The organism is Streptomyces sp. NBC_01618 (assembly GCF_045209435.1).
Lineage (GTDB): Bacteria > Actinomycetota > Actinomycetes > Streptomycetales > Streptomycetaceae > Streptomyces.
Window position 1 is genome coordinate 132,637 of record NZ_CP109297.1, and the last position, 23,232, is coordinate 155,868.

Consider the following 23,232-nt stretch of genomic DNA (forward strand, 5'->3'; position numbering starts at 1 on the left):
CGAACAGAGGAACCACACTCCGTGTCCAAGAAATCAGCATTGGCGGCCACAGGCTTCTTCCGCCTGTGGACCGCCGAATCCATATCCCTGACCGGCGCTCAGGTGACCACGCTGGCCCTGCCCCTCCTCGCCGTGCTCACCATGGACGCCGGCGCCTGGGAGACCAGCCTGCTCACCGCCGCCGCGGGCGCCGCCAACCTGGTGTTCGGGCTGTCGGCCGGGGTGTGGGCCGACCGCTACGAGCGAACCCTGATGATGCACGTCGCGAACCTGGGACGGCTGATCGTCCTGGTCGCGGTTCCCCTGCTCGCCTGGGCCGACGCGCTCGACATCTGGGTGCTGGCTCTCGCCGCCTTCCTGGTCGGCGCGTTCACCCTGCTCTTCGACAGCGCCATGGTCCCGTACATGCCCCGGCTCGTCGGCGCCAAGAACATCGGCCCGGCCAACTCGTGGCTGGAGGGCAGCGAGGCGGTCGGCGACGTCGCCGGCCCCGGCATCGCCGGCACCCTGGTCCAGTGGCTCAGTGCCCCCGTCGCCCTCCTGGTCGACGCGGCCACCTACGTCGTCAGCAGTGTCGCCCTTCTCGGCATGCCCAAGGCCCACCCCGAGAAGCCGGAGGGCGCCGAGAAGGAACGTCACTGGGACGCCGTCGTCAGCGGACTGAAGCTGCTCCGCGGCGACCGGTACCAATGGCCGTTGGCCATCGCGGCGACGCACTTCAACTTCTTCGGCGCCATGTTCGCCGCCCTCTACCTGCTCTACGCCATCCGGGACGTGGAGATGAACCCCTTCACGCTGGGCGCGATGACCATGCTCGGCGGTGCGGCGGGCCTGATCGCCGCCGCGGTGAACCAGCGGGTGATCACCCGGCTGGGCATCGGACCGACCCTGGTCCTGAGCTACGCGCTGCCGGGCATCACGGCCATCCCGGTCGGTTTCGCCCACCTCCTCGACAAGCCGGTGGGCCTGACGCTCATCGGCATCTCCCAGTTCAGCTGGGTGTTCGGCATCGTGGTCATGCACGTGTGCGTGAACACCATCCGGCAGACGCTCGTCCCGGACCACCTGATGGGGCGCATCACCGCCTCGGTCCGCTTCATGAGCTGGGGCGTGAACCCGCTCGGCGCCCTCGTCGGCGGCGCCATGGCGAGCACCGCGCTCGGCCTGGCGAACACCCTCGTCGTCGCCTCGGTCGGCCTGCTCACCTCCATGGTCTGGCCGCTGCTGTCCCAGGTGCGCAAGCTGCGGACGCTCGGCCAGGAGGAGTCCGAGACGTCACCGGAGGAGCCTGTGGCCACCGAGTCGTGACCCCGGACGAAAAGGCCCCCGTACCAGGAGCAGCGCTCGGTACGGGGGCCTGATCGTTCCGGGTCTCGGGTCTCCGGGTCTCCAGGTCACAAGACCGGAGAGAACGCGTCGGTTCAGGAACCGTCGAGGCCGAAGAAGTCGGGGGCAACGGTCCCGAGCCCCCGGGAGACCGCCTCGTCGAAAACGAAGCCGGTCAGCGCCAGGTCCAGCACGCCCAGCCCGAACGGGGAGAACACCCGCACCCGGTCCGGGTCGGGCGACAGCCGCCCCGCCAGCACGTCGGCGATGGTTCCGGCAACGAACTCCCTGCCGCCGCTGGCCTGTTCGGCAAGGTGTGGCGAGGTCGCCGCCTTCAGGCAGTGGTCCACGTCGTCCAGTACGTTCTGGGCGGACAGGACCACCGGCACGCCCAGGTCGCGCAGGGAGACGTTCAGCACGGTCTGCCCGGGCGTGAACAGCGAGGCGTCGTGCAGGTAGGGCTCGGCGGCGGTGGTGGCGAGGACGACGAGGTCCGCACCTCGGATCGCGTCCTCGGCGCTCGCCGCCGACTCGGCCTCCTGGCCCCGCTCGCGGGCCCGGTCGGCGAAGGCCGCCGCCCGCTCGGCCACGAGGTCGTGCACCACGAGGCGGCCCGCCCGCCAGCCCGACGCGGTCAGGAACTCGTGGATCGTCCGGGCGATGGGGCCCGCGCCGAGCACGGCGATCCGCTCCACGTCCTTGGTCGGGTGCAGGAGCCCGGCCGCCAGAGCCGCCGAGGCGGCGGTCCGGGTCGCGCTGATGGCCGAGCCCTCGACGCATGCGAACGGCATGCCCGTCGCCATGTCGTTGAGGATGACCACCGCCGAGGCCCGGGGCAGGCCCCTGTCGTGGTTCTCGGGGAAGCTGGCTATCCACTTGATGCCCGCCACGTCCTCCTTGCCCCGGACCCGCGCCGGAAGCGCGATGATCCGCGAGGTGGGCCGGTCGGCGAAGCGGAGGAAGTAGCTGTCGGGATTGGTGGTGGCGCCCTCGCCGTGCAGCCGGTAGGTGTCCGCCACGAGGTCGACGATGTCGCGGTGCCGGTCTGCGAGGATCTCGGCCACCGCACGGGCGCCGATCACGTGGAAGCTGGGAAGGGTCACGGGTCTCTCTCTGTCAGTGTGTGGGCTGGGTCAGGGGGGAGAGCGGCGCCGGCGCCTCCCCGTCCCCCTGCGGGTGGTTCAGGATCTCGCTCAACGGGCCGCACAGCGGCGCACGCGGCCCTACGTCCTCTCCGACACTGGGGAACGCCTCCGCGGCGTCCTCGAAGTTGGCCTCCAGCCACTCGGTGTCGTAGAGCGTGTCCAGGTACTTGTCACCGAAGTCAGGCGAGACGCCCACCACGACGCTGTCGGGGGCGAAGCCGTCGGCGTCCGCCACGACGGCCTCCAGGACGTAGCCCGTGGACGAGCCGACGAGCAGGCCGTGCGACTCCAGCGTCCGGTGACAGCGGCGGACCGCGTCCCGCTCCGCCACGTGGACGATGCGATGGACCCGGCCGGCGTCCGCGATGGCCGGAGGGCTGCTGGTGCCCAGGCCGGGGAGCCGGCGCCGCCCCGGCCGGGCGGCGCCGAAGGTGACGGAGCCCTCCGGCTCCACCGCCACCAGCTCGGTCTGCGGGGACAGCCGGGCGAAACTCTCGGCCAGCCCCATCATCGTCCCCGTCGTCCCGGTGCCGACGTACAGGTGGGTGACGTCCGGCACGGACTGCAGGATCTGCCGGGCCGTCCACTGGGCGTGGGCCCGGGCGTTGGCCGGGTTCGCGTACTGGTTGAGCCAGACCCGGTCCGGGTCCTCCGTCAACAGTTGGGCCACCCGGTCCAGGCGCGTGCGCAAGTAGCCGCCCTGCTCGTCCTTGGTGTCCACCCGATCGATCCGGCCACCGTACGCCCGGATCGCCCGGAGGTTGACGGCCGAGACGTTCGGATCGGTCACGCAGACAAACCCGTATCCGCGCATCCGGCAGATGAGGGCGACGGCGACGCCGAGGTTCCCCGACGAGGACTCGACGACGGTGGAGCGGCCCGGTACCAGCAGTCCGCTCCGCTCCAGGTGCTCGACCATGAACAGCGCCGACTTGAGCTTGATGGAGCCGGTGATGTTGAAGCCCTCGAGCTTCAACATCATCCGGCCCCCCGGAACAAGCCCGGCCATCTCGAAGAACACGTCCGGGAAGTGCAGGTCGAGCGGATTCCCGGTGATCATCCTTCGGACGCTCGATCCGCCGGCCGGCGGGTTCCGACCAGGTCCCCGAGGGTCACCCCGGGGTCGGCCAGCACCCGCTCGACGACCTCGCCGAGGCCTGCGGTGAGGCCGCGTACCGTCTCCTCGTCCATGAGGGAAGTGACGCACTCCAGGGCGAGCCGGATGTCCTGCGGCATCTCGATGACACTCAGGGTGAGGTCGAACCGGCAGGCCAGGCACGGGAGTTCGGGCAGCGCTGCTCGGGGGTCGCCCGGCACCTCGCGGAGCCCGATCCGCTCCCACGGGCCCGCGCCGGCCACGTCCGCGTGGGCCACGTTGAAGAAGGCGTCCACGAGGGGGTCCTCCTTGACGTTGCGGCGGGCGGAGGCCCGGTCGACGACCGTGTCGTAGGGGAACCGCCCGTTGTCCAGCCCGGCGATGATCCTGTCGCGGATCTCCTGGGCGTACTCCATGAACGGCAGCTCCGGCCGCGGCCGGGAAAGGATCGGCACGGTGTTGACGTACAGCCCGATCTGGCCCTCCAGGCCCGCACCGGCCCGTACGTCCACGGGGTGTCCGATCACGATCTCCCGCTGGCCGCTGTATCCGTGCAGCACCGTGTGCCACACGGCCTGAAGGAACATCGGCAGGGAGGATCCGCGCTCCCGGCACAGCTGGCGGACGGCTTCCACCGTGCTGGTGCCGAGGTCCAGGTGCGCCCGCCGGGGCGGGGTGCCCCACAGCTCCGGGTACGCCCGGGCCACCGTCGCCGGATCGTCGGCCCGGTCGGCGAAGACCCCGTCCCAGTACGCGCCCATGCGGCGGATCTCCGGACCGTCCCCGTCGGCCTGCCACACCGCGTAGTCCTTGTAGCCGAGGGCGAGCGGCGGGGCCTCCTCTTCGAGATAGGCCCGCACGAAGTCACGCGCGAACACGGCCCGGGAGCCTCCGTCGAAGACCAGGTGGTGCTTGTCGGTGACCAGGTAGTGCAGGTCCGCACGGACCTCCACCAACCAGGCGCGCAGCAGCGGTGCCTCGGTCAGATCGAAGGGGCGCACGAACTCACCGGAGCGTTCCGGGGTGAACTCCGGGGCGTGCACCCGCTCCAGCCGGATCGCGACTTCGGGAAGCACCCGCATGACCGGATCCTCGCCCCGCAGGTCGAACGCGGTCCGGAAGCCCTCGTGCCGGGCCACCATCGCGCGCAGGGTCCGCTCCAGCCGGTCCGACTCCACCGGTCCGTCGATCTGGAAGACGTCCAGGATGTTGTACGTCGTGACCTCGGGGTCCAGCAGTGCCGTGAAGTAGAGGCGCTTCTGGGCGGCGGAGAGGGGGTACGACTCGGCGGGCGCGGCGGCCGGGATCCCGGAGCCTGTCGCCCGGACCTCGCCGGCCCGGGCGACGGTGCGCAGCAGGTCCTCCTTGTACCGCCGGATGAGCGCGGCGAGGTCGGCGTCGATCGCCCCCTTGGGTGCGTCGAGCGCGAGCCGGTCCCCGTCGGCGCGCAGCCGTACACCCAGGCCGCGCAGGCGGGACATCAGCCCCTGGAGGCTGTCGGGAAGGGGGGTGTTCATCAGAAGACGATCTCCTCGTGGGTGTCCGTGGGCGCGGCGTCCTGAGCGCCGCCCGCCGCCCAGAGCAGGTTGTCGATCTGCTCGGCAAGGTTGTGGACGGTCGGTGCGGCCAGGAAGTCGATCAGTCGCACCTCCACGTCGAAGATCTCGCGTACCTCGGCGATGAGGGCTACAGCCTTCAGCGAGTGGCCACCCACCATGAAGAAGTTGTCGGAGGGCGATGCGGAAGACAGGTCCAGGACGTCCACCCAGACCCTGAGCAGTCGCTCCTCCGTCGCGGTACGGGCTCCGTCCCCCTCGGCAGGGCGGGGCTCCGAGTGGCGCTCGGCCTGCGGCAGGGCGTTCCTGTCCACCTTGCCGCTGGAGTTGAGGGGCAGCCGGTCCATGGCGACGTAGTGACCGGGCAGCATGTAGTGCGGCACCAGGGAGCGCAACTCCTCACGCACGGCGGGGATGCGCAGCCCCTCGTCTCCGACGAGGTACGCGTTCAGCTCCAGCTCGCCGTCGTGCTCGGCGACCCGGGCGACGACGCGGGCGTCCTTGATCCCCGCGCAGGTGCGCAGCGCGGCCTCGATCTCGGCCGGCTCCACGCGGAAGCCCCGGATCTTCAACTGGTCGTCGCGGCGGCCCATGAAGTCCACCAGGCCGCCGGGGAGCAGGCGTGCCACGTCCCCGGTCCGGTACATGCGGTCCCCGGGCACGAAGGGGTCGGGCTGGAAGGGGCCGTCGGTGTCGTCCTCGGCCCCGAGGTATCCGCGGGCCACGCCGGGCCCGGCGATGCACAGCTCGCCCGCGATGCCTTCGGGCGCGGGCTCACCGTGCGGCATGAGGATGTAGACGCGGGTCTCGTCCACGGCGGCCCCGATGGGCACGGAGACGGTGTCCTCGTCGAGTTCCTCGATCCGGAAGGCGGTGGCGAAGACCGTCCCCTCGGTCGGGCCGTAGGCGTTGATCAGGCGGCCGGCGCCGAGGCGGGCGAGGGTGCGGCGGGCGTGCTCCGCCGACATGCGCTCGCCCGCGACGACGAGGGTGCGGATCGGCTCCAGGCTGTCCGTCGCCACGTCCGCCAGCATGTGGAAGAAGGCGGTGCTGAAGAAGGCCAGGCCCACGTCCTCCCGCGTCACGAGCTCACGCAGCAGGGTGGGGTCGAGGAGTTCTCCCCGGGACGGGCAGACCAGCGTGCCGCCGTTCAGCAGGGCTCCGTACATGCTGACCGCGGAGACGTCGAAGCCCCAGCTGGTGGCCTGCAGCACGCGCTCGCCGTCGAGGCTCGGTATGTACTCGGCCTTGTGGGAGACCCGGCGGACGCCGGTGTGCTCGACGAGCACGCCCTTCGGCCGGCCGGTCGAACCGGAGGTGAACATGATGTACACCAGGTCGGCCGGACCGTTGACGTTGGGCAGCCGGTCCCCGGACGCCGCGGCGATCTCGGGCGCGTCGGGACGCAGCAGCCGGACGCCCTCGGGCACGTCGTCCTGCGTCAGCAGGTCGCTGATGAGGACGCCGGCGCCGCTGTGGGCCAGCAGGTCGCGGACCCGGGCCGGGGGCGTGGAACGGTCGAAGGGCACGTAGGCGCCGCCCGCCTTCAGCACGCCCAGCATGGCCGTGACGATGTCGTGCGGCTCGTCCAGCAGGAGGCCGACGGGGTGTTCCCGTTCGACGCCCAGGTCCTCACGGAGCACCCGGGCCAACCGGTTGGCGCGCTCGTCGAGCTCCGCGTAGCCGAGCCGGACGGTGCCGCTCACCACGGCCGTGCGGGTCGGCTCGGCGTCCACGGCCCGCTCGAACAGCTCGTGCAGCGTCAGGTCGTTGTCCGGCACCGACTCGAAGGTGCCCTGTCCGGAGGTCAGGCGCACCCGCTCGTCCTCGGTGACGAGGCTGAGCTCGGCCAGCGGCCGCTGCGGTGCGGCCAGGGCCTGGCGGACCAAGTGGGTGAAGTGGTGAGCCATCTGCTCGACCGTGTCGAGGTCGAACACGTCGGTGGCGTATTCCTGGATGACCTCGATGGTGTCCGGACGCTCGTACGCGGAGAAGGTCATGTCCATGCGGGCGACGCCGATGCTCACCGGCGCCGGGGTGCCGACCGCACCGTCCATGTCGAAGCTGGCGTGGCTGAGGTCGGTGAAGACGAACATCAGGTCGAAGAGCGGGTTGCGGCTCGGGTCACGCGGGAGGTCGAGTTCCCGGACCAGCTCCTCGAACGGATAGGCCTGGTGCTGGAGCCCTTCGAGGACGGCGCCGCGCACCTCGTTGGTGTAGGCCTCGAACGACTTGCCGTCCGCGGGTGCGGTCCGCAGCGGCAGGGAGTTGCCGAACATGCCGATGATGTCCGCGCACGCCGGGTGGTAGCGGCCGTCCACCGGCGTGCCCACCACCAGTTCCTGCTGGCCGGTGTACTTCGAGAGCAGGGTGTTGAAGACGGCGAGCAGCACCATGTAGGGGGTGACCCGGTGCTTGCGGCAGTACGCGCGGAGCCCGGCGGTCAGCTCGGCGTCCAGGGAGAAGGAGTGCCGCTGGCCCACCATGTCCAGTACGGCCGGGCGCGGGCGCTGCGGGAAGTCCCCCGTGGCCGGCGGGTTCTGGAAGCGGTCCAGCCAGTACGAGCGGTCCTTACGGAAGCCCTCCGAGGTCCGGTAGACGTGCTCCCATTCGGCGAAGTCCTTGTACGTCAGCGCCGCGGGCTCCAGCTGCTCGCCTCGGTAGGCGGCCGAGAGGTCGCGGAAGAGCGCGCCGACCGACCCCTCGTCGAAGACGATGTGCGGCATGTCGAGGAGCAGCACGTGCTCCTCGCCCTGGGACCGGCGGGCGACGGCCATCCGCAGCGGCGGGCCGGTCCGCAGGTCGTGCGGGGTGACCCAGCCTTGTACCAGGTCCTCCAGCGACTCGTCGGTGACCCCCAGGTCCGACACGGGCACCCGGACGGTGTCGAGGACCCGCTGCACCAGTCGGCCGTCCTCCATGTCGAAGGTGGTCCGCAGGATGTCGTGCTTGACGGCCACCGCGTCCACGGCGTGCCGGAGCCGGTCGAGTTCGACGGTGCCGTCGACCACGTAGGCCATGGGAATGTTGTAGAGGCGGCTGGACGGGTCCAGCATCGACAGGAAGTACATCCGCTCCTCGGAGGCCGAGGTGCGGTAGGCGGGCTTGGCCTCCGCGCGGGGAATCGGGGCGTACGCGTCGAAGGACGCGCCGAGCACGGCGTCGCTGAGCTCACGCAGGGTGGGCCGGTCGAAGACGGTGACCACCGGCAGCTCGATCTGGGCCTCCTCGCGGATCATCTGCACGAGTCGGACCGCGCTGATCGAGTTGCCGCCGAGTTGGAAGAAGTCGTCGCCCAGTCCGATCTGCCCGTGTCCGATCACGGCCCGGGCGCAGCGCAGGACGAGGTCGTCGAGGTAGTGGCGGGGGGAGACGGGGGCCGCCTTGCCCGTGGGGGCGGCCGGCTCGGCCAGTGCCTTCCTGTCGACCTTGCCGCTGGTGTTGAGCGGAAGGGCGTCGAGGACCACGAACTGGGCGGGGACCATGTAGTCGGGCAGCCGCTCGCCGAGTTCGGCCTTGAGGACCTGCGTGTCCAGGGTGCGTCCCGCGGCTTCCACGAGGTACGCGACGAGTCGGGCGCCGGCGCTCTCGGGCGCCGGGAAGTCCTTGACCACGGCGTCGGCGACGCCGTCGAGTCCGTGCAGGACCCGCTCGATCTCGCCGAGTTCGACGCGCTGGCCCCGGACCTTCACCTGGTGGTCGTCCCGGCCGAGGATCTCGATGTCCCCGTCCTCGCGCCACCGGGCCATGTCACCGGTGCGGTACACCGGTCCGGAGCGCTCCGGCTCGACGGGGTTGTACGGGAGGAAGGCCGCGGCGTTGGCCGGCGTCCGCTCCAGGTAGCCACGGCCCACGGGCACGCCGGCGACCAGGAGTTCGCCGCGGACGCCGGGCGGAACCAGCCGGAACTCCTCGTCCACGATGTAGATCGAGGCGTTGCGGATCGGCTTGCCGGTCGGAGTCAGGTCGGAGTCGGGCACCCGGGTTCGCGGGTGCAGGACGTCGTCGGCGGTCTCGGTGGCGCCGTACGCGTTCGACATGGCGATGTCCGGGAAGCTCCGGTACCAGCGCTCGACGAGCGAGGGCTTGAGCGGTTCGGCCTGGAGCACGACGTGCCGAAGGGCCGGGAAGAGGACCTGCCCGCCGGTGAGCGCGGGCTCGTCCAGCATCATCGCCAGGTAGCTCGGGACCAGTTCGAGGGTGCTGACCCGGTGCTCGTCCACCTGACGGATGAGGACGGCCGGGTCCTCCACCACGGAGTCGGGGTAGACCCGCACGGAGCCGCCGTTCAGGAGCGGCGCCACGAACTGCCAGACCGAGATGTCGAAGGAGCTGGGGGCGTTCTGGGCGAGGACGGAGTCGCCGTCCACGTCGTAGTCCTCGATCTTGGCGAGGACGTGGTTCAGCATGGCCCGCTGCTCGATCACGATGCCCTTGGGCTCGCCGGTGGAGCCGGAGGAGAACATCACGTACGCCGGCGCGTTCATCGGCCGGTCCGCGACCGGGGCGGCGGACTCCAGGCGGGCGCCCTCGGCCACCAGTTCGCCGTACCGCAGCCACGGCAGGGTGGTGTCGCCCTCGGGCTCGTGGTCGGCCTCGGAGACGACGCCGACGGCCTGGCACAGCTCCAGCACCGTGAGGTGGCGCCGGATGGGGTGCTTGGGCTCCAGCGGGACGTAGGCGGCCCCGCACTTCCAGAGGGCGAGGATGGTGACGAGGAACCGCTCGGAGCGGGGGAGCCGGATCCCGACGATGGTCTCCGGGCCGACCGGCAGTCGGTCGCGCAGGACCTCGGCCAGCCGGTTCGCCCGGTCGTCCAGCTCGGCGTAGGTGAGGACACGGTCCTCACAGACCACCGCGGTCCGGTCCGGGGTCTCGGCCGCCTGGCGCTCGAACAGTTCACAGACCGTCAGGTCGCCCAGCTCGATCTCCGGGCCTCGGCCCCATCCCAGGATCAGGGCGCGCTCGTCCTCGTCCAGGATGTCGATGGCCGCCATGGAGCGGCCGCTGTCGGCGACCATCTCGGTCAGCAGGTTCCGGAACATGCCGGGGATCTGCTGGCCCATGCCCGCCGGGAGCACGTCACGCTGAACGTCGAAGTCGCAGCGCAGACCGGAGCCCGTGTCGGTGATCGTCACCATCAGCGGGTACGGGCTGTGGCGGCGCGGGGCCACGGCGGCCTCCGAGACCGTCAGCCCCTGCACCGCGGGCAGCGGCACCTCGCGGTCGAAGACGATCACGTTGGTGAACAGGCGGCGGGACAGCCCGGGGGCCTGCGCGTCGACGGCGGCGACGGTGTCGGCGAAGGGGTGCGTGTCGTGCTCCATGGCGTCCAGGAGCTGGTCCTGCATATCCTCCACGCACGGACCGACCTGGGCATCACCCGCGACACGGAAGCGCAGCGGCATCAGGTTGGTGCAGTAGCCGACCATCTGCTCCAGGTGCGGCGGGCGCCCGGCCGACGGGGCCAGCATGATCAGGTCGTCCTGCCCGGTGATCCGGCGCAGCAACATGCCCCAGGCCGAGACCAGGTAGGCGAACGGCGTCACGCCCTGGGCGCCGGCCTCCCGCCGCAGCCGGGCGAAGAAGTCGGAGTCGAGGGTGAGGGTGCGGCGCTCGCTGCGGAACGTGGGCAGTTGGCCCTGGTCGGAGCCGGGCAGGGCCGACTCCGCGGCCCCCTTGAGCACAGTCGCCCAGTGGTCGCGGTGAGCGGCGGCTTCGGGGGCCGCGGCGAGCTCGTCCTGCCAGGCGCGGAAGTCACCCGGCTGCGGGGCCGGGTCCAGCTTCGCCTCCGTGCCCCGGCAGGCCGCCGAGTACAGCTCCGTGAGGTCGCCGATGAGCGGGACGGTGGACCAGCCGTCGGCGATCAGGTGGTGCACCCGCAGGTGCAGCAGGTGTCGCTCCGGAGCGGACTCGACGACCAGTACGTGCACCAGCGGGCCGCGCACCAGGTCGAACGGGCTCCGCCCGGCGGGGTCGAGCAGACGGTCCAGCTCCGCGGGGCCGGAGGCCCGCTCGAAGGTGAGGACGTCGTCCAGGGAGATCTCGGCGACCGGGCGCACCAGCGCGCTCTCGCCGTCGGGGGCCATGGTCAGACGCAGGGACTGGTGGCGGGCGAGGAGGCCCCGTACGGCCACGCGCAGTGCGGCGCGGTCCAAGGGGCCGTCCAGCCAGAAGTCGACGTGCAGGTCGTACGCGAGGGAGCCGTCCTCGGACAGGTTGGCCAGGGCCCACAGCTGCTTCTGGGCCCGGCCCACCGGGAGCGTCAGGGCCTTGTCCTCGACCACCGCCGGAGCCGGGGCCGCGGCCCGGGGCGTGGCGGGCGCCGGGGCGGTCAGGGCGCCGGCGGCCTGCGGATCGGACAGCGGCAGCGCGGCGCCGTCCGGACCGTACAGCGGGGCGAGCGCGGGGGCCGAGGCCGAGAGCGGTGCCAGCAGGCCCGCTTCGCGCAGTTCGCCGATCGACTCGCGGATCGCCTTGCGGACGAAAGCGAGGTCCTCGTCGGTGTGCGAGGTGGACAGGAAGCAGCAGCGCCACTCCCAGATGTAGACGCCCTTCTCCAACAGGTTGTAGAAGAACAGGTCCATGTTCGCCTCGTGCTCGAACCGGAAGAGCGAGGCGAAACGGTCGACTGTGATCGGCACGTCGAGGGCGCGGAAGTCGGCGTTCAGGGCTTCGGTGAACAGGGCGGTGCGGCGGCCCAGGGCCTCCTGGAGCGCCGGACCGGAGGCGATCAGCTCGTCCAGCACGGTCTTGGCCGCGACCATCGACAGCGGGTGCTGACAGAAGGTGCCGCCGAAGAAGGTGGACTCGACCGTGGGGAAGGAGTCGTCGCCGTAGTTCCACACACCGCCGTCGATGGAGTCCATCACGCCGCCGCGGCCGGCGACCACGCCGAGCGGAAGACCGCCGCCGATGATCTTTCCGTAGGTGGTGAGGTCCGCCTCGATGCCGTACAGGCCCTGGATGCCGCCCGGGTGGGCGCGGAAGCCGGTGACCATCTCGTCGAAGATGAGCTTCGCACCGTGCCGGTGGGTCAGCTCCCGCAGTTTGCGCAGGAAATCGGGACGCTGATCGCCCGGATGCCGGGTCGTCACCGGCTCCACCATGACGGCGGCCAGCTCCGGGCCGTGCTGCTCGATGTACTCCAGCGCCGCCTCGGTGCCGAACTCGAGGACGACCACGTCCTCCACGCTGCGCCGGGTCACGCCGGTGGCGATCGGCTTGGTGCGCAGTTCGCCGTCCACCCAGGTGGGGGCGGCGAGGACGGGGTCGGCGTGACCGTGGTAGCCGTTCGAGAAGATGACGATCCGGTCCCGGCGGGTGGCCGCGCGGGCCAGCCGTACGGCCGTCATGACCGCTTCGCTTCCGGTGTTGACGAAGGCGACCCGCTCCATCCCGGTGAGCTTCAGGATGCTCGCGGCGACGTCCTCAACCAGTTCGGTCCGGGGGCCGAGTCCGAATCCGGTGTCCATGCGCTCGCGCAGGGAGTCGACGATCGGCGCGTGCTGGTGCCCGAAGTAGTGCACGCCGAAGCCCATGGTCAGGTCGACGTACTCGTTGCCGTCGACATCCCACAGGCGGGCTCCGCGACCGCGCTCGGCGACGATCGGGAAGAGCAGTTCCTTGGTGGACATACGAAAGCCGATGGTGGACCGGCTGTCGGCGATGACCGGGCGGAAGCGCTGGGCGAACTCCTTCGACCTGGCCATCTTCGCCGAGAAACGATCGGTGAACGACTCCAGGTAGCGGGTGCGGGCCGCGGTGTCCGCGATCTGCGCCTGCGAGCGCATGCGCGGGGCGAGCGGGACGATGGGCGCGGCGGTCTGTGCTCCCGCGACGGTCTGTGCCGCCGCAGCGGTCCGCGCCGCCGCGGATGGCACCGCCGGCTCCACGCGCGCCGCGGCCTCGAGCGCCGCGACGGGCTCGGAGCTCACGGCCGGGAGCACGGCAGGCGCCGGTACGGCGGTCTCGATGGCGGGCACGACGGCCGCCGCGCCACCCATGAGGTCGAGCTGACGGCCCATCACCTTCAGCTGCTCCGCGGCGATGCGCTCGATGGCGGACATCGGGACCGCGGCGACCGGGCCGACCTGTTGCGGGGCGGGAGACGCCGGCGACACCGACGCGGGAACCGCGGGAAGAGCGTTTTCGACGGCCGGGGCGGCGATCTGCCGAGGGGCGGCCGGCGCGGGTGCGGTCGACTCCGTGACGGCGGGCGCGGGAGCGACGGGCGCCTGAGCGACCGGCTCCGCCACAGGGGCGGCCGCCGGAGCCGGTGCGGCGGCGGCCGTGGGCAGCCGGTCGGCGTCGGCGGTCTTCTCCAGGTACACCGCCAGCTCGGCCAGGGTCTGGAACTCCCGGAAGAACTGCCTCATCGAGAGCTTGCAGCCGTACCTCTCCTCCAGCGGCTGGAGGATGCTCAGCAGCAGCAGCGAGTCGGCGCCCATCTCCAGGAACGGAACGCTGTCGTCCAACTCGTCGGGGTGGATCTTGAACCGGGCGGCCACGAGGGTCCGGAGTTCGTCCAGGAGCAGGGAATTCATCGATACGTCCTCGTTCTGAACAGCCACGGCTGCGTCTTCGGTGTCGGTGTGCTCGGCCGGCGCCACGGCGGACACGGGCGCCGGCGCGGTCGGGGTGGGAGGTTGTGCGGGCTCCGTCTCGGGCCAGTGCCGCTTGCGGAGCATCGGATGGGTCGGGAGCGACACACGTCGGCGCCGTTCGCCCCGGTAGAGAGTGGTCCAGTCGATCCGGTCCCCCGCGAGCCAGGCTGCGCCCAACCGTGACAGCGGGTCCGTACCCGTCGGCGGCACGGCTGGGGGCTCGGCGCCGGCGCGGACGGAGTCGCTCCCGTGGTACCGCCCCTCGGCCAGGGCGAGGGCCGCGTCCTCGTTGTGGGAGGCGATCCACCAGCGCCGGTGACGGTACGCCTGCCGGCCCCGCTGCAGAGTGAAGGCGATGTCCGCGGTGGGGACCTCGGGGTGGTCCTCGAGGAACCGGCGCAGTGCGCCGGCGGCCAGGTCGAGTGCCTCAGGAGTCTTCGCGGACAGCACGAACAGGTGCTCCCCGGCCCCGGTCGGTGCGCTCGCCGCGGCCGGCGCCTCCTCCACGATCACGTGCGCGTTCGTACCGCCGATGCCCAGGGAGTTGACACCCGCGATGCGACGCCCGTCGATCGGGTGCCACTCGCTCGACTCGGTGCTCACGTGGAACGGACTGTTCAGGAAGTCCAGTTCCGGGTTGGGCACATCGAAGTGGAGGCTGGCCGGGATGGTCCGGTGGCGCAGCGCCTGCACCGTCTTGATCAACGCGGTCACCCCGGACGCGGAGTCGAGATGGCCCACGTTGGACTTCACCGAACCGATGGCGCAGACGCCCCGCAGATCCGTGTCGAACGCCGCCGTGAGCGCGGCGAGTTCGACGCTGTCCCCCAACGGGGTACCGGCGCCGTGCGTCTCGACGTAGCCGATCATCGAGGCGTCCACGGCGGCCGCGAGTATGGCTTCCCGGACGGCGCGGGCCTGGCCGGACACCCCGGGGGCGGTGTAACCCGCCCGTCGGGCGCCGTCGTTGTTGATCACCGAGCCCCGGATCACCGCGAGGACGTTGTCCCCGTCTTCCAGCGCGTCCTCCAGCCGCCGCAGGACGACGACGGCCGCGCCGTCACCGAAGATCAGCCCGTTCCCGTCGGCGTCGAAGGGACGGCACCGCCCCTCGGGGGACAGTGTGCCCCCCTCCTGGTAGCGGTAGCCGACGTGCTGCGGCAGCCGCAGCGCCACCCCGCCGGCGAGGGCGAGGTCGCACTCCCCGTCGAGAAGCTGCTGGCAGGCCAGGTGCACGGCCACCAACGAGGTGGAGCAGAAGGTCTGCACGGTGAACGCGGGCCCGGTGCAGTCGAGCTTGTAGGCCACCTTGGTGACCAGGGCATCGGGCTCGTTTCCCTGCTTGACGAAGGAGTCGGTGACGTTGTCGTACTCGGGCCGGTCCAGCAGGTCCTGGTAGCCGCTGCGGCGCGTTCCCGCGTACACGCCGACAGCCCCGTCGAAGGTGCCCGGACCGTGGCCCGCGTCCTCCAGCGCCTCGTGGCATACCTCCAGGAAGATGCGCTGCTGGGGGTCCATCAGCTCGGCCTCGCGGCCGGTGTAGCCGAAGAAGGCGGCGTCGAAGTACTCCACGTCCCGGAGGTGGGACCCGCGCTTGACCCAGTTCGGGCCCCGGATGGCGTCCGGGTCGGCGCCCGCGCGCAGCAGTTCGGCGTCCGAGTAGGTCCGGACGGCCTCCTGACCCTCCTCGATCAACCGCCACAGTTCGGCCACGCTGTCGGCTCCGGGAAACCTCCCCGCCATGCCGACGACGGCAATGCTCGGATGGTCATTCACTGGTGAGACCCTTCCTGGTTCTGCGGGAGGCACGGGCGCGAGCGCGCCGGTCCACCCGTTGTGCCGCTTTCGCCAATTCGTCGTCGGGGGTTTCGCCAGCGTTCGCCCGCAGCCGATCGGCCAGGTGCGCGATGGTGGGGGCCTCCAGCAGGTCAGTCGCCTGGAGGGGAAAACCGAGGCTCTCCTCGATCCGGAGCGCGAGTTCCACCAGGAGCAGCGAATTGCCCCCCAGGTCGAAGACGCTCTTGTCGAACTGGTCGACCTCGCAGTGCAGGACCTCGCCCCACACTCGGGCCAGCCGCTGCTCCAGGTCCTCTCCGAGGGAGCCCGGAACGGGTTCGGGGACCGAGCCGGGCGCCGGGGTCTCCCCGGCCGGCGGGGGACTGCCAGCCGCCCAGCGACGGATCCGGGCGTCCAGGTCCGAGGTGGAGACCGCCAGTCGCCGTTCCCCGACCTGTCGTAGGACCATGTCGAAGGCCGCGGCCCCCTCCTCGGGGGTCAGGGCGAGCCGACGCAGCTCCTGCCAGGACTCCGAGGCGCCGTCCGTGATCGGCTGCTGTCCCGGGAGGTCCCAGCCCTCCCAGTTCACCGTGAGCCGGTCCGGCCGGGCCGACGCCATCGCGTCGAGGAAGGCGTTGGCCGCGGCGTAACCCGCGTAACCCAGACCGCCGACCAGGGACGAGAGCGAGGAGACCAGGCAGCCGAAGTCGACGGGCCGGTCCGCGAAGACCCGTTCGAGGACCAGGGCGCCGTCGACCTTGGGAGCCATGACCTCACGCCATGCCTGCCGGTCGGAGCGTCCGATCCACCGCACCGCCCGGTCCAGCGGGACCCCGGCGGCGTGGAACCAGCCGTCGATCCGGCCGAACCGACGGCTGGCCTCGGCCACCAGGTCCGCCATGGCCCGCTCGTCGGTCACGTCGACGGAAGCGGCCAGCACCTCGGTGCGTTCGGCCAGGTCCCGCACCCGCGCGACGCGCCGGCCGGCCGGGTGGTCCGGTCCGTGCTCGCGGAGCCACGCGTCGTACTCGGCGGGCTCCGGGAAGGCGGACCGGCCGGTCAGAACCAGCCGGGCGCCCACGGTGGAGGCCAGGTGCTCGGCGAGGGTCAGGCCGATCCCGCCGAGCCCTCCGGTGATCAGGTACGTGCCGCCGGGGCGCAGGGCCGACGGGGCCGTTGCCCCGTCGCCCGCCGTGTGCTCGAAGCGTCGGGCCCACCTCCGGCCACGGCGGAACGCGAGCACCGGCTCGTCCGAGGGTCCGTCCAGCTCCGCCAGCAGGCGCTCGGCGGGCAGCGGATCGTCGCCCGGGTCCAGGCAGCGGGCCGTCAACCGCGGGAACTCCTGGGGTATCACCGCGGCGGCCCCGAGCACCGTACTCGTGGCGGGCGAGACGGTCTCGCCGCCCAGCACGTCGAAGAGGCCGCGGGCGACGACCTGGATCCGGGCGCCCGAACCGGCCGGGGACCGCCGTGCCAGCTCGCCCGCCAGCTCGACCAGGGTGTCGAAGCCCCGCTGTCGGGCGTTCTCCACGTCGTCCGGCTCCAGCCCGGTTCCGTCGTCCAGGGACCACAGATGGACCACCGTACCGGGCAGCGAACCGTCCTCGGCGAGCGCCGCGAACAGGTCCCACATCCCTGTGGGGTCCTTCGGGTCGACCGTGAAGGAAGCAGCGCCGACCCGCGCGAATCCCGTACCGATCCGTGCGGTGACGCTCGGAACCCCGTGGCGGGCCAGTTCGGCGCGCAGCGCCTGCCCCAGGCCGCCCTCGTCGGACAGCAGCAGCCAGGGCCGGGTGTCGACGGACCCGCCGAACGGTCCCCCGAGGGGCAGCCGATGCCAGGACTCGGCGAACAGCCAGTCGGCGGGCCGTGCCCGGCGCGCGGGCTCCTCGGCAGCGGCCGGAGCCGTCGCCGTGGGCGCCTCGGCGGCGGGGGTCGGACGCGCCACGTGGCGCCGCCGGTGGAACGGGTGGGTGGGCAGGGGGACGCGTCGGCGCCGGCCCGGCCGCCAGCCGGTCCAGTCCACCGGTACGCCCGCCGTCCACAGCAGGGCGCCGGCGTCCAGCACGCCGAACTCCGTCGCCCCGCGCTCGCCGCTCGCCGGGCAGGGCACCACCGCGCCGGGCGCGGCGGTCGCGGTCGCGCCCACCGCGAGGAGCAGTGTCTCGGGGGCGACCGCGGCCGAGAGCGCCGCCGTCAGGTCGGCGGCGCCGCCGAACCGCTCCCTCCAGCGCTGTACCTCGGCGATCTCCTCGGCCCGCAGGGGGCGGGCGGTGTCGGCCGAGTACACCGGTACGGAGCCGGCCCGCGGGGTCAGGACGGGGGCGGTGGACAGCAGTCCGGCGTCCCACGCCACCACGGCCAGGGCCTCGCGCAGCGTCAGGATGCCGGCCAGGCAGGCGGCCGACAGCTCCCCGACGCCCGTCCCCACGAGGACCGTCGGCGTCACGCCGGACCGCGTCCACAGCTCGGCCAGGGCGTGTGCCGCCACGAAGGCGGTGGGCCCCGCGGGGGGGGAGGCCGCTCGCCCCTCGAGGGCCGCGGTGACGATGTCGGCGGCGGTGGCGGGTGCCACCCCGATCGCGACGAGTTCCTCCTCGACCAGGCTCAGGGCGTCCCGCAGCACCGGCGCGTCCTCGGCGACGGCGCCGAACCCGGCCGCCGCGGCCGGCCCCAGCAGCAGGGCGACGTCCGGGGCGAACTCGACCGGCGGCAGGTCCGCGGAGCGGGCGGCCCGGCGCAGCTCCTGGGCAGCCTCCCGGGGACCGTCGGCCACGACGGCCCGTCGGTACGGGAACTCGCGTCGCCCGACGCGCAGGGTGAAGGCCACGTCCGCCAGATCGAGCCGCGGATCGTGGTCGAGCCGGTCGGCGAGGGCGCCGAGCGCCTCAGTAAGGGCTCGGGGCGAGGCCGCGCTGACGGCCACGAGCCGGCGGCCCGCGGTCTCCGGCACGGCGGGCAGCTCCTGGGGCGCTTCCTCCAGCACCACGTGGGCGTTGGTGCCCCCCATGCCGAAGGAGCTGACCCCGGCCCGTCGGGGCAGGTCGCCCGCGGGCCACGGCAGTGGCTCCGTGTTGATCCTGAACGGGCTAGCGGCCAGGTCCAGTTCCGGGTTCGGACGGTCGAAGTGCGGATGCGGGGGGATCTCACCGTGGTGCAGGGCGAGCACGGTCTTGATGAAGCCGGTGACCCCTGCCGCCCCGGCCAGGTGCCCGACGTTGGCCTTGACCGAGCCCAGCACGCAGAACCCGCGCCGGTCGGTCCCCTCGGCGAAGGACTCGTGAAGGGCCGCGAACTCGACCGGGTCGCCCAGGACGGTCCCGGTGCCGTGCGCCTCCAGATAGGAGATGTCGTCGGCCGAGACCTCGGCCACGACGTGGGCCTCGGTGATGACCTCGCGCTGTCCGTCGATGCTCGGGGCGGTGAAGCCGATCTTGCCCGCGCCGTCGTTGTTGACGGCCGAGCCCTTGACCACGGCGAGGATCCGATCGCCGTCCGCCACCGCTTCGGCGAGGCGCTTGAGGGCGACCACTCCCAGCCCGTCGCCGAACGCGGTGCCCGAGGCCGCGGCGTCGAACGGCCGGCAGCGGCCGTCCGGAGAGAACATCAGGCCGTCCTGGTACTTGTAGCCGGGGTGCGGTCCGACGTGCACCGACACACCCCCGGCGAGCGCGATGTCGCACTCCCCGTTCAGCAGGCTCTGTCCGGCCGTGTGGATCGCCACGAGCGAAGTGGAGCAGCCGCTCTGGACGTTGACGCTCGGGCCGGTCAGTCCGAGCTTGTATGACAGTCGCATCGGCAAGTAGTCCTTGTCGTTGCCGAGCATGATCTCCGTACCGGCGAGGGAGAGCAGATCGACCTCGCGGGCCAGCACGTTGGGGAGGTAGGTGTTCATCGACGCGCCGGCGAACACGCCGATCGAGCGCTGCGGTGTCGCGCCGGCGAACCCGATGGTCTCCAGCAGCTCCCAGCCCGCCTCCAGGAAGAGGCGCTGCTGCGGGTCCATCAGTTCGGCCTCACGCGCGCTGTAGCCGAAGAACTCGTGGTCGAAGCCGAACACGTCGGACAGACCCCCGCCGGTGCGGACGTACGCCGGATCGGACAACAGCGCGTCCGGAGTGCCCGCGGCTCGCAGTTCCTCCTCGCTGAGGGTGGTGACGCAGTCGTCGCCGGCGCGCAGCCGGGACCAGAGTTCGTCACAGTCCCGGGCACCGGGGAAGCGCCCGTGCACCCCGATGACCGCGATGTCCTCGGCCCTGAGGGCGGGCCCGTCCTCGACGCGGTCAGGCATCGTTCTCTCCGATCGTGTGGTCTCGTTGGCCTCGGTGGTCGCGCCGCAGCGCCGCTCGGTTGCCGCCCGCGTTCCGGCGCATCGCCGCCCGCCGCCGCCCGGCGCTCGGGATATCGCCGTCCGGGCCCGCGGCCCGGGTCGACGCCGGGTCGCCGGCCGTGGTCCGCCCTCCGGCGCCGAGGCGCCGTGCCTGGGCCGCGACGGTGGTGTGGGCGAACAGCTCGGAGACGGCCATGCCGGATCCGCCGGGCAGTTCGGACAGGTCGCGGTGCACCCGCAGGAGCAGCATGGAGGTGCCACCGAGGTCGAAGAAGTTGTCCGTCGGCCGTACGCCCTCGCGGCGCAGCACCCGCTCCCAGACGCCTGCCACGGTCCGTTCCAGCCCGGCCGCGCCGACGGGGGCGGGTGCCACCGCGTCGGGAACGGCCGACCGGACGTCCGCCACCCGGCGGGCCAGCTCGCCCCGGTCCACCTTGTGGTTCGGGTTGAGCGGCAGGGCGTCCAGCACGACGAACGAGGCGGGCAGCATGTACTCGGGGAGTTCCCCGCGCAGCCGGGTGCGCAGCGCGGCCTCCTCGGGGCGGCCGCCGGGCACGGGGACGACGCAGGCGGTGAGTCGCCGTCCGTCGTCGTGCGCCCCCTCGACCAGGACCACCGACCGCTCGACCTCGGGATCTCGGTCGAGGACGGCCTCGATCTCCTCCAGTTCGATGCGGTAGCCGCTGACCTTCACCTGGTTGTCGACCCGCCCGAGGATCTCCACCAGACCGTCGGCGTTGACGCGGGCCAGGTCCCCGGTGCGGTACATGCGTCCGCCGTCCCCCGTGAAGGGGTCCGCGAGGTAGCGCTCCCGGTTCAGCTCGGGCCGGTTGTGGTAGCCGCGGGCGACCGCGGGGCCTCCGACGTACAGCTCGCCGGCCACCTCCGCGGGGACGGGCTGGCGGTGGGCGTCGAGTACGTACGTCTCGGCGTGGGACAGCGCGACGCCGACCGGTACGGACACTCCGTGGCAGTCCTCGGGTCCGACCGCGTGCGCGGTGACGTACACCGTGGTCTCGGCCGGGCCGTAGAGGTTCCACAGGGTGCCGGACCAGCCGAGGGAGGAGCGGCCCAGTTCCGCGGTGAGCAATTCGCCGCAGGAGAAGGTGTGGCGCAGCACGAGACCGTCGGAGCCCCGCCGACCCACCTCGGCGGCGAGCCCGTGGAGCGCGGACGGGGTCTGGTTGAGGTGGGTCACCCGTTCCTCGATCAGCAGCGCGCGGACGGCGTCCGGCGCCCTGGCGACGTCGGCGGGCACCACCACGAGACAGGCGCCGGAGAGCAGAGAGCCCCACAGCTCCCAGACGGACAAGTCGAACGCGGTCGAGTGGAAGAGCGTCCAGACCGCGCCCGCATCGGGCTCGATGTGCTCGCGCATCGCGTCCAGCAGGGCAAGGACATTGCCGTGCTCGACGTCGATACCCTTGGGGGCACCGGTGGATCCCGAGGTGTAGACGGTGTAGAGCAGATCGCCCGCACCCGGTGCCGCAGTGTCGGACGGTGCCCCGGGAACGACACCGGCGCCGATGGGGTCCTCTGGCTCATCGATGATCAGGACGCGCAGCTCCGGGCCGGCGTCCTCCATCGACGGGGCCAGGTTCCGGGTGGTCAGCACGATCCGGGCACCGCAGTCCTCCAGGAGGAAACGCAGCCTGGCCGCCGGGTTGTGCGGGTCGAGGGGTACGTAGGCGGCCCCGCGCTTGAGGGTGGCGACGACCGCGGTCACGGTGTCCAGTGACGGTTCCAGCAGGAGCGCGACCCGGTCGCCGGGCCCCACCCCTTCGGCGCGCAGGCGCTCGGCCCACGCGGCGCCGGACTCGTCGAGGTCCCGGTAGGTCAGCTCCCGGCCCCGGAAACGCATGGCGGGCCGGTCCGCGTGGGCTGCGACGGAGTCCTCGAAGCGGCGGAGCAGGCTGTCCCCCGCCGTCGGCGCCGGCCGGGCCGTGCGGGTCGCTCCGTCCTGCGGCCGGACTTCGGCGAAGGGCAGGAGGGCGACGCTCCGGTCGGGATCCTCCAGAGCCGCGCCCACCAAGGTGCGGAAGCGTTCCACCAGATCGTGGGCGGCACGGGCGGAGAACACGGTCGGCCGGTACTTCAACGTGGCCAGCAGACGGTCGCCGTCCTCGATCGTCTCCAGCAACAGGTCGAGCTGGCCCTCCTGCTGGGCCAGGCGGTAGGGCCTCAGACCCACCCCGCCCCAGGGGATCGGGTCCATGGACGCGCCCGCGGGGGTCGCCCCCCAGTGCAGCGCCGCCAGCCCGGGGAACTCCCGCGCCTTCTGGTGGATGAACATGCTCTGGAAGACCGGGTTGACCCCCGAGGCTCGGCGCGGCGCGAGTTCCTCGACCAGCAGCTCGAAGGGGTACTCCTGGTGTTCCAGTGCCTCGATGACGGTCCGTCGGGTGCGCCGGACCAGGGTGGCGAACGACGGCCCGTCCCCCAGGTCGGTGCGGAGCACCACCGGATCGGTGAAGTAGCCGAAGGTGCCCGCGGCGGACGGTACGGTCCGCCCGGCGACCGGGGTCCCGATCAGCACGTCCTCCTGGCCCGAGGTGCGGGCCACCAGCACGGTGAAGGCGGATACCAGAACGGCGTACACCGTGACGTTCTCGCTGCGGGCGAAGGCGCGGATCCGCTTCGCCAGAACGTCGTCCAGGTCGAAGTGGATCGACTCGCCGGAGGACCGCTCCGCACCGGGATCGGTACGGAACGCGGGCCACCGGGTCACCGGCAGCTCGCCGGCCAGCGTCCGGTGCCAGTGCAGCCGAGCCCGTCGGCCGTCCTCGCCGGCCAGGAAGGCCCGCTGGTGGGCGACGTGGTCGGTGTAGGGGGCCGGGGTCCCGGACAGCTGGGCGGGACGCCCCTCGCCCAGGGCCTCGTACAGTTCGGACAGTTCACCCAGGGCCAGCTCCAAGGACTGGAAGTCGGCGACCAGATGGTGCACCACGAGGAGGAGAACCGTCTCATCGGATGCCGTGCGCCACAGGGCCGCCCGGATCAGCGGCCCGTCCTGCGGGGTGAACGGCCGTGCGTAGCTCTCCTCGACAGCGCTGCGCAGCCGCTCCTGCGACCACCCGTGGGCGACCGTCTCCTCGAAGCCGGGGTCGAGCCAGCCGCGCACCGTCTGCACGTCCTCGCCGTCCACCTCGCCGAACGTGCTCCGTAGGGCCGGGTGCCGGGCCACCAGGGAGCGCAGGGCCTCCTGGAAGCGGCCTGCGTCGAGGCCTCCCTCGACGCGGGCGGCGAACGCGATGTGGTACGAGGCGCTGTCGGGCGCCATCCGGTTCAGCAGCCACATGGAGCGCTGGCCGTACGAGAGCGCGTGCGTGGTACGCACCGCCGCCGCACGCTCGCGCAGGAGCGCCGCCACCTTCGCGCGGGTGCTTCGGTCGATCAT

The 23,232-nt window shown here is 72.2% G+C and carries 7 protein-coding genes; 1 reads left to right on the forward strand and 6 read right to left on the reverse strand.

From position 1 onward, the window contains the following. The first annotated feature begins 21 nt into the window (after positions 1 to 21). Complete coding sequence (locus OH735_RS00655; protein ID WP_406378523.1) at positions 22 to 1,308, forward strand: MFS transporter; 1,287 nt, start codon at positions 22 to 24, stop codon at positions 1,306 to 1,308. Between the two features lie 113 nt (positions 1,309 to 1,421). On the opposite strand, the gene sbnB is transcribed toward OH735_RS00655, so the two are convergent. The 6 genes from sbnB to OH735_RS00685 are packed head-to-tail and all read right to left on the reverse strand — an operon-like array spanning position 1,422 to position 23,232. Beyond that, on the reverse strand, positions 1,422 to 2,429 hold the full coding sequence (gene sbnB / locus OH735_RS00660) for a 2,3-diaminopropionate biosynthesis protein SbnB (protein WP_406378525.1): 1,008 nt from the start codon (positions 2,427 to 2,429) through the stop codon (positions 1,422 to 1,424). A gap of 13 nt (positions 2,430 to 2,442) precedes the next feature. Continuing rightward, complete coding sequence (locus tag OH735_RS00665) at positions 2,443 to 3,531, reverse strand: pyridoxal-phosphate dependent enzyme (RefSeq protein WP_406378527.1); 1,089 nt, start codon at positions 3,529 to 3,531, stop codon at positions 2,443 to 2,445. After that, positions 3,528 to 5,084 (reverse strand): condensation domain-containing protein, encoded by a 1,557-nt coding sequence (locus OH735_RS00670; RefSeq protein WP_406378529.1) that lies wholly within the window; start codon positions 5,082 to 5,084, stop codon positions 3,528 to 3,530. The genes OH735_RS00665 and OH735_RS00670 overlap by 4 nt, the downstream gene beginning before the upstream one ends. Further along, positions 5,084 to 15,505: an amino acid adenylation domain-containing protein gene (locus tag OH735_RS00675; RefSeq protein WP_406378531.1), complete on the reverse strand. Its 10,422-nt coding sequence runs from the start codon at positions 15,503 to 15,505 to the stop codon at positions 5,084 to 5,086. The genes OH735_RS00670 and OH735_RS00675 overlap by 1 nt, the downstream gene beginning before the upstream one ends. Then, positions 15,498 to 19,796 carry an SDR family NAD(P)-dependent oxidoreductase gene (locus OH735_RS00680; protein WP_406378533.1) on the reverse strand — a complete coding sequence of 1,433 codons (4,299 nt, stop codon included), beginning with the start codon at positions 19,794 to 19,796 and terminating at the stop codon, positions 15,498 to 15,500. The genes OH735_RS00675 and OH735_RS00680 overlap by 8 nt, the downstream gene beginning before the upstream one ends. Beyond that, on the reverse strand, positions 19,789 to 23,232 hold the full coding sequence (locus OH735_RS00685; protein WP_406378535.1) for a non-ribosomal peptide synthetase: 3,444 nt from the start codon (positions 23,230 to 23,232) through the stop codon (positions 19,789 to 19,791). The genes OH735_RS00680 and OH735_RS00685 overlap by 8 nt, the downstream gene beginning before the upstream one ends.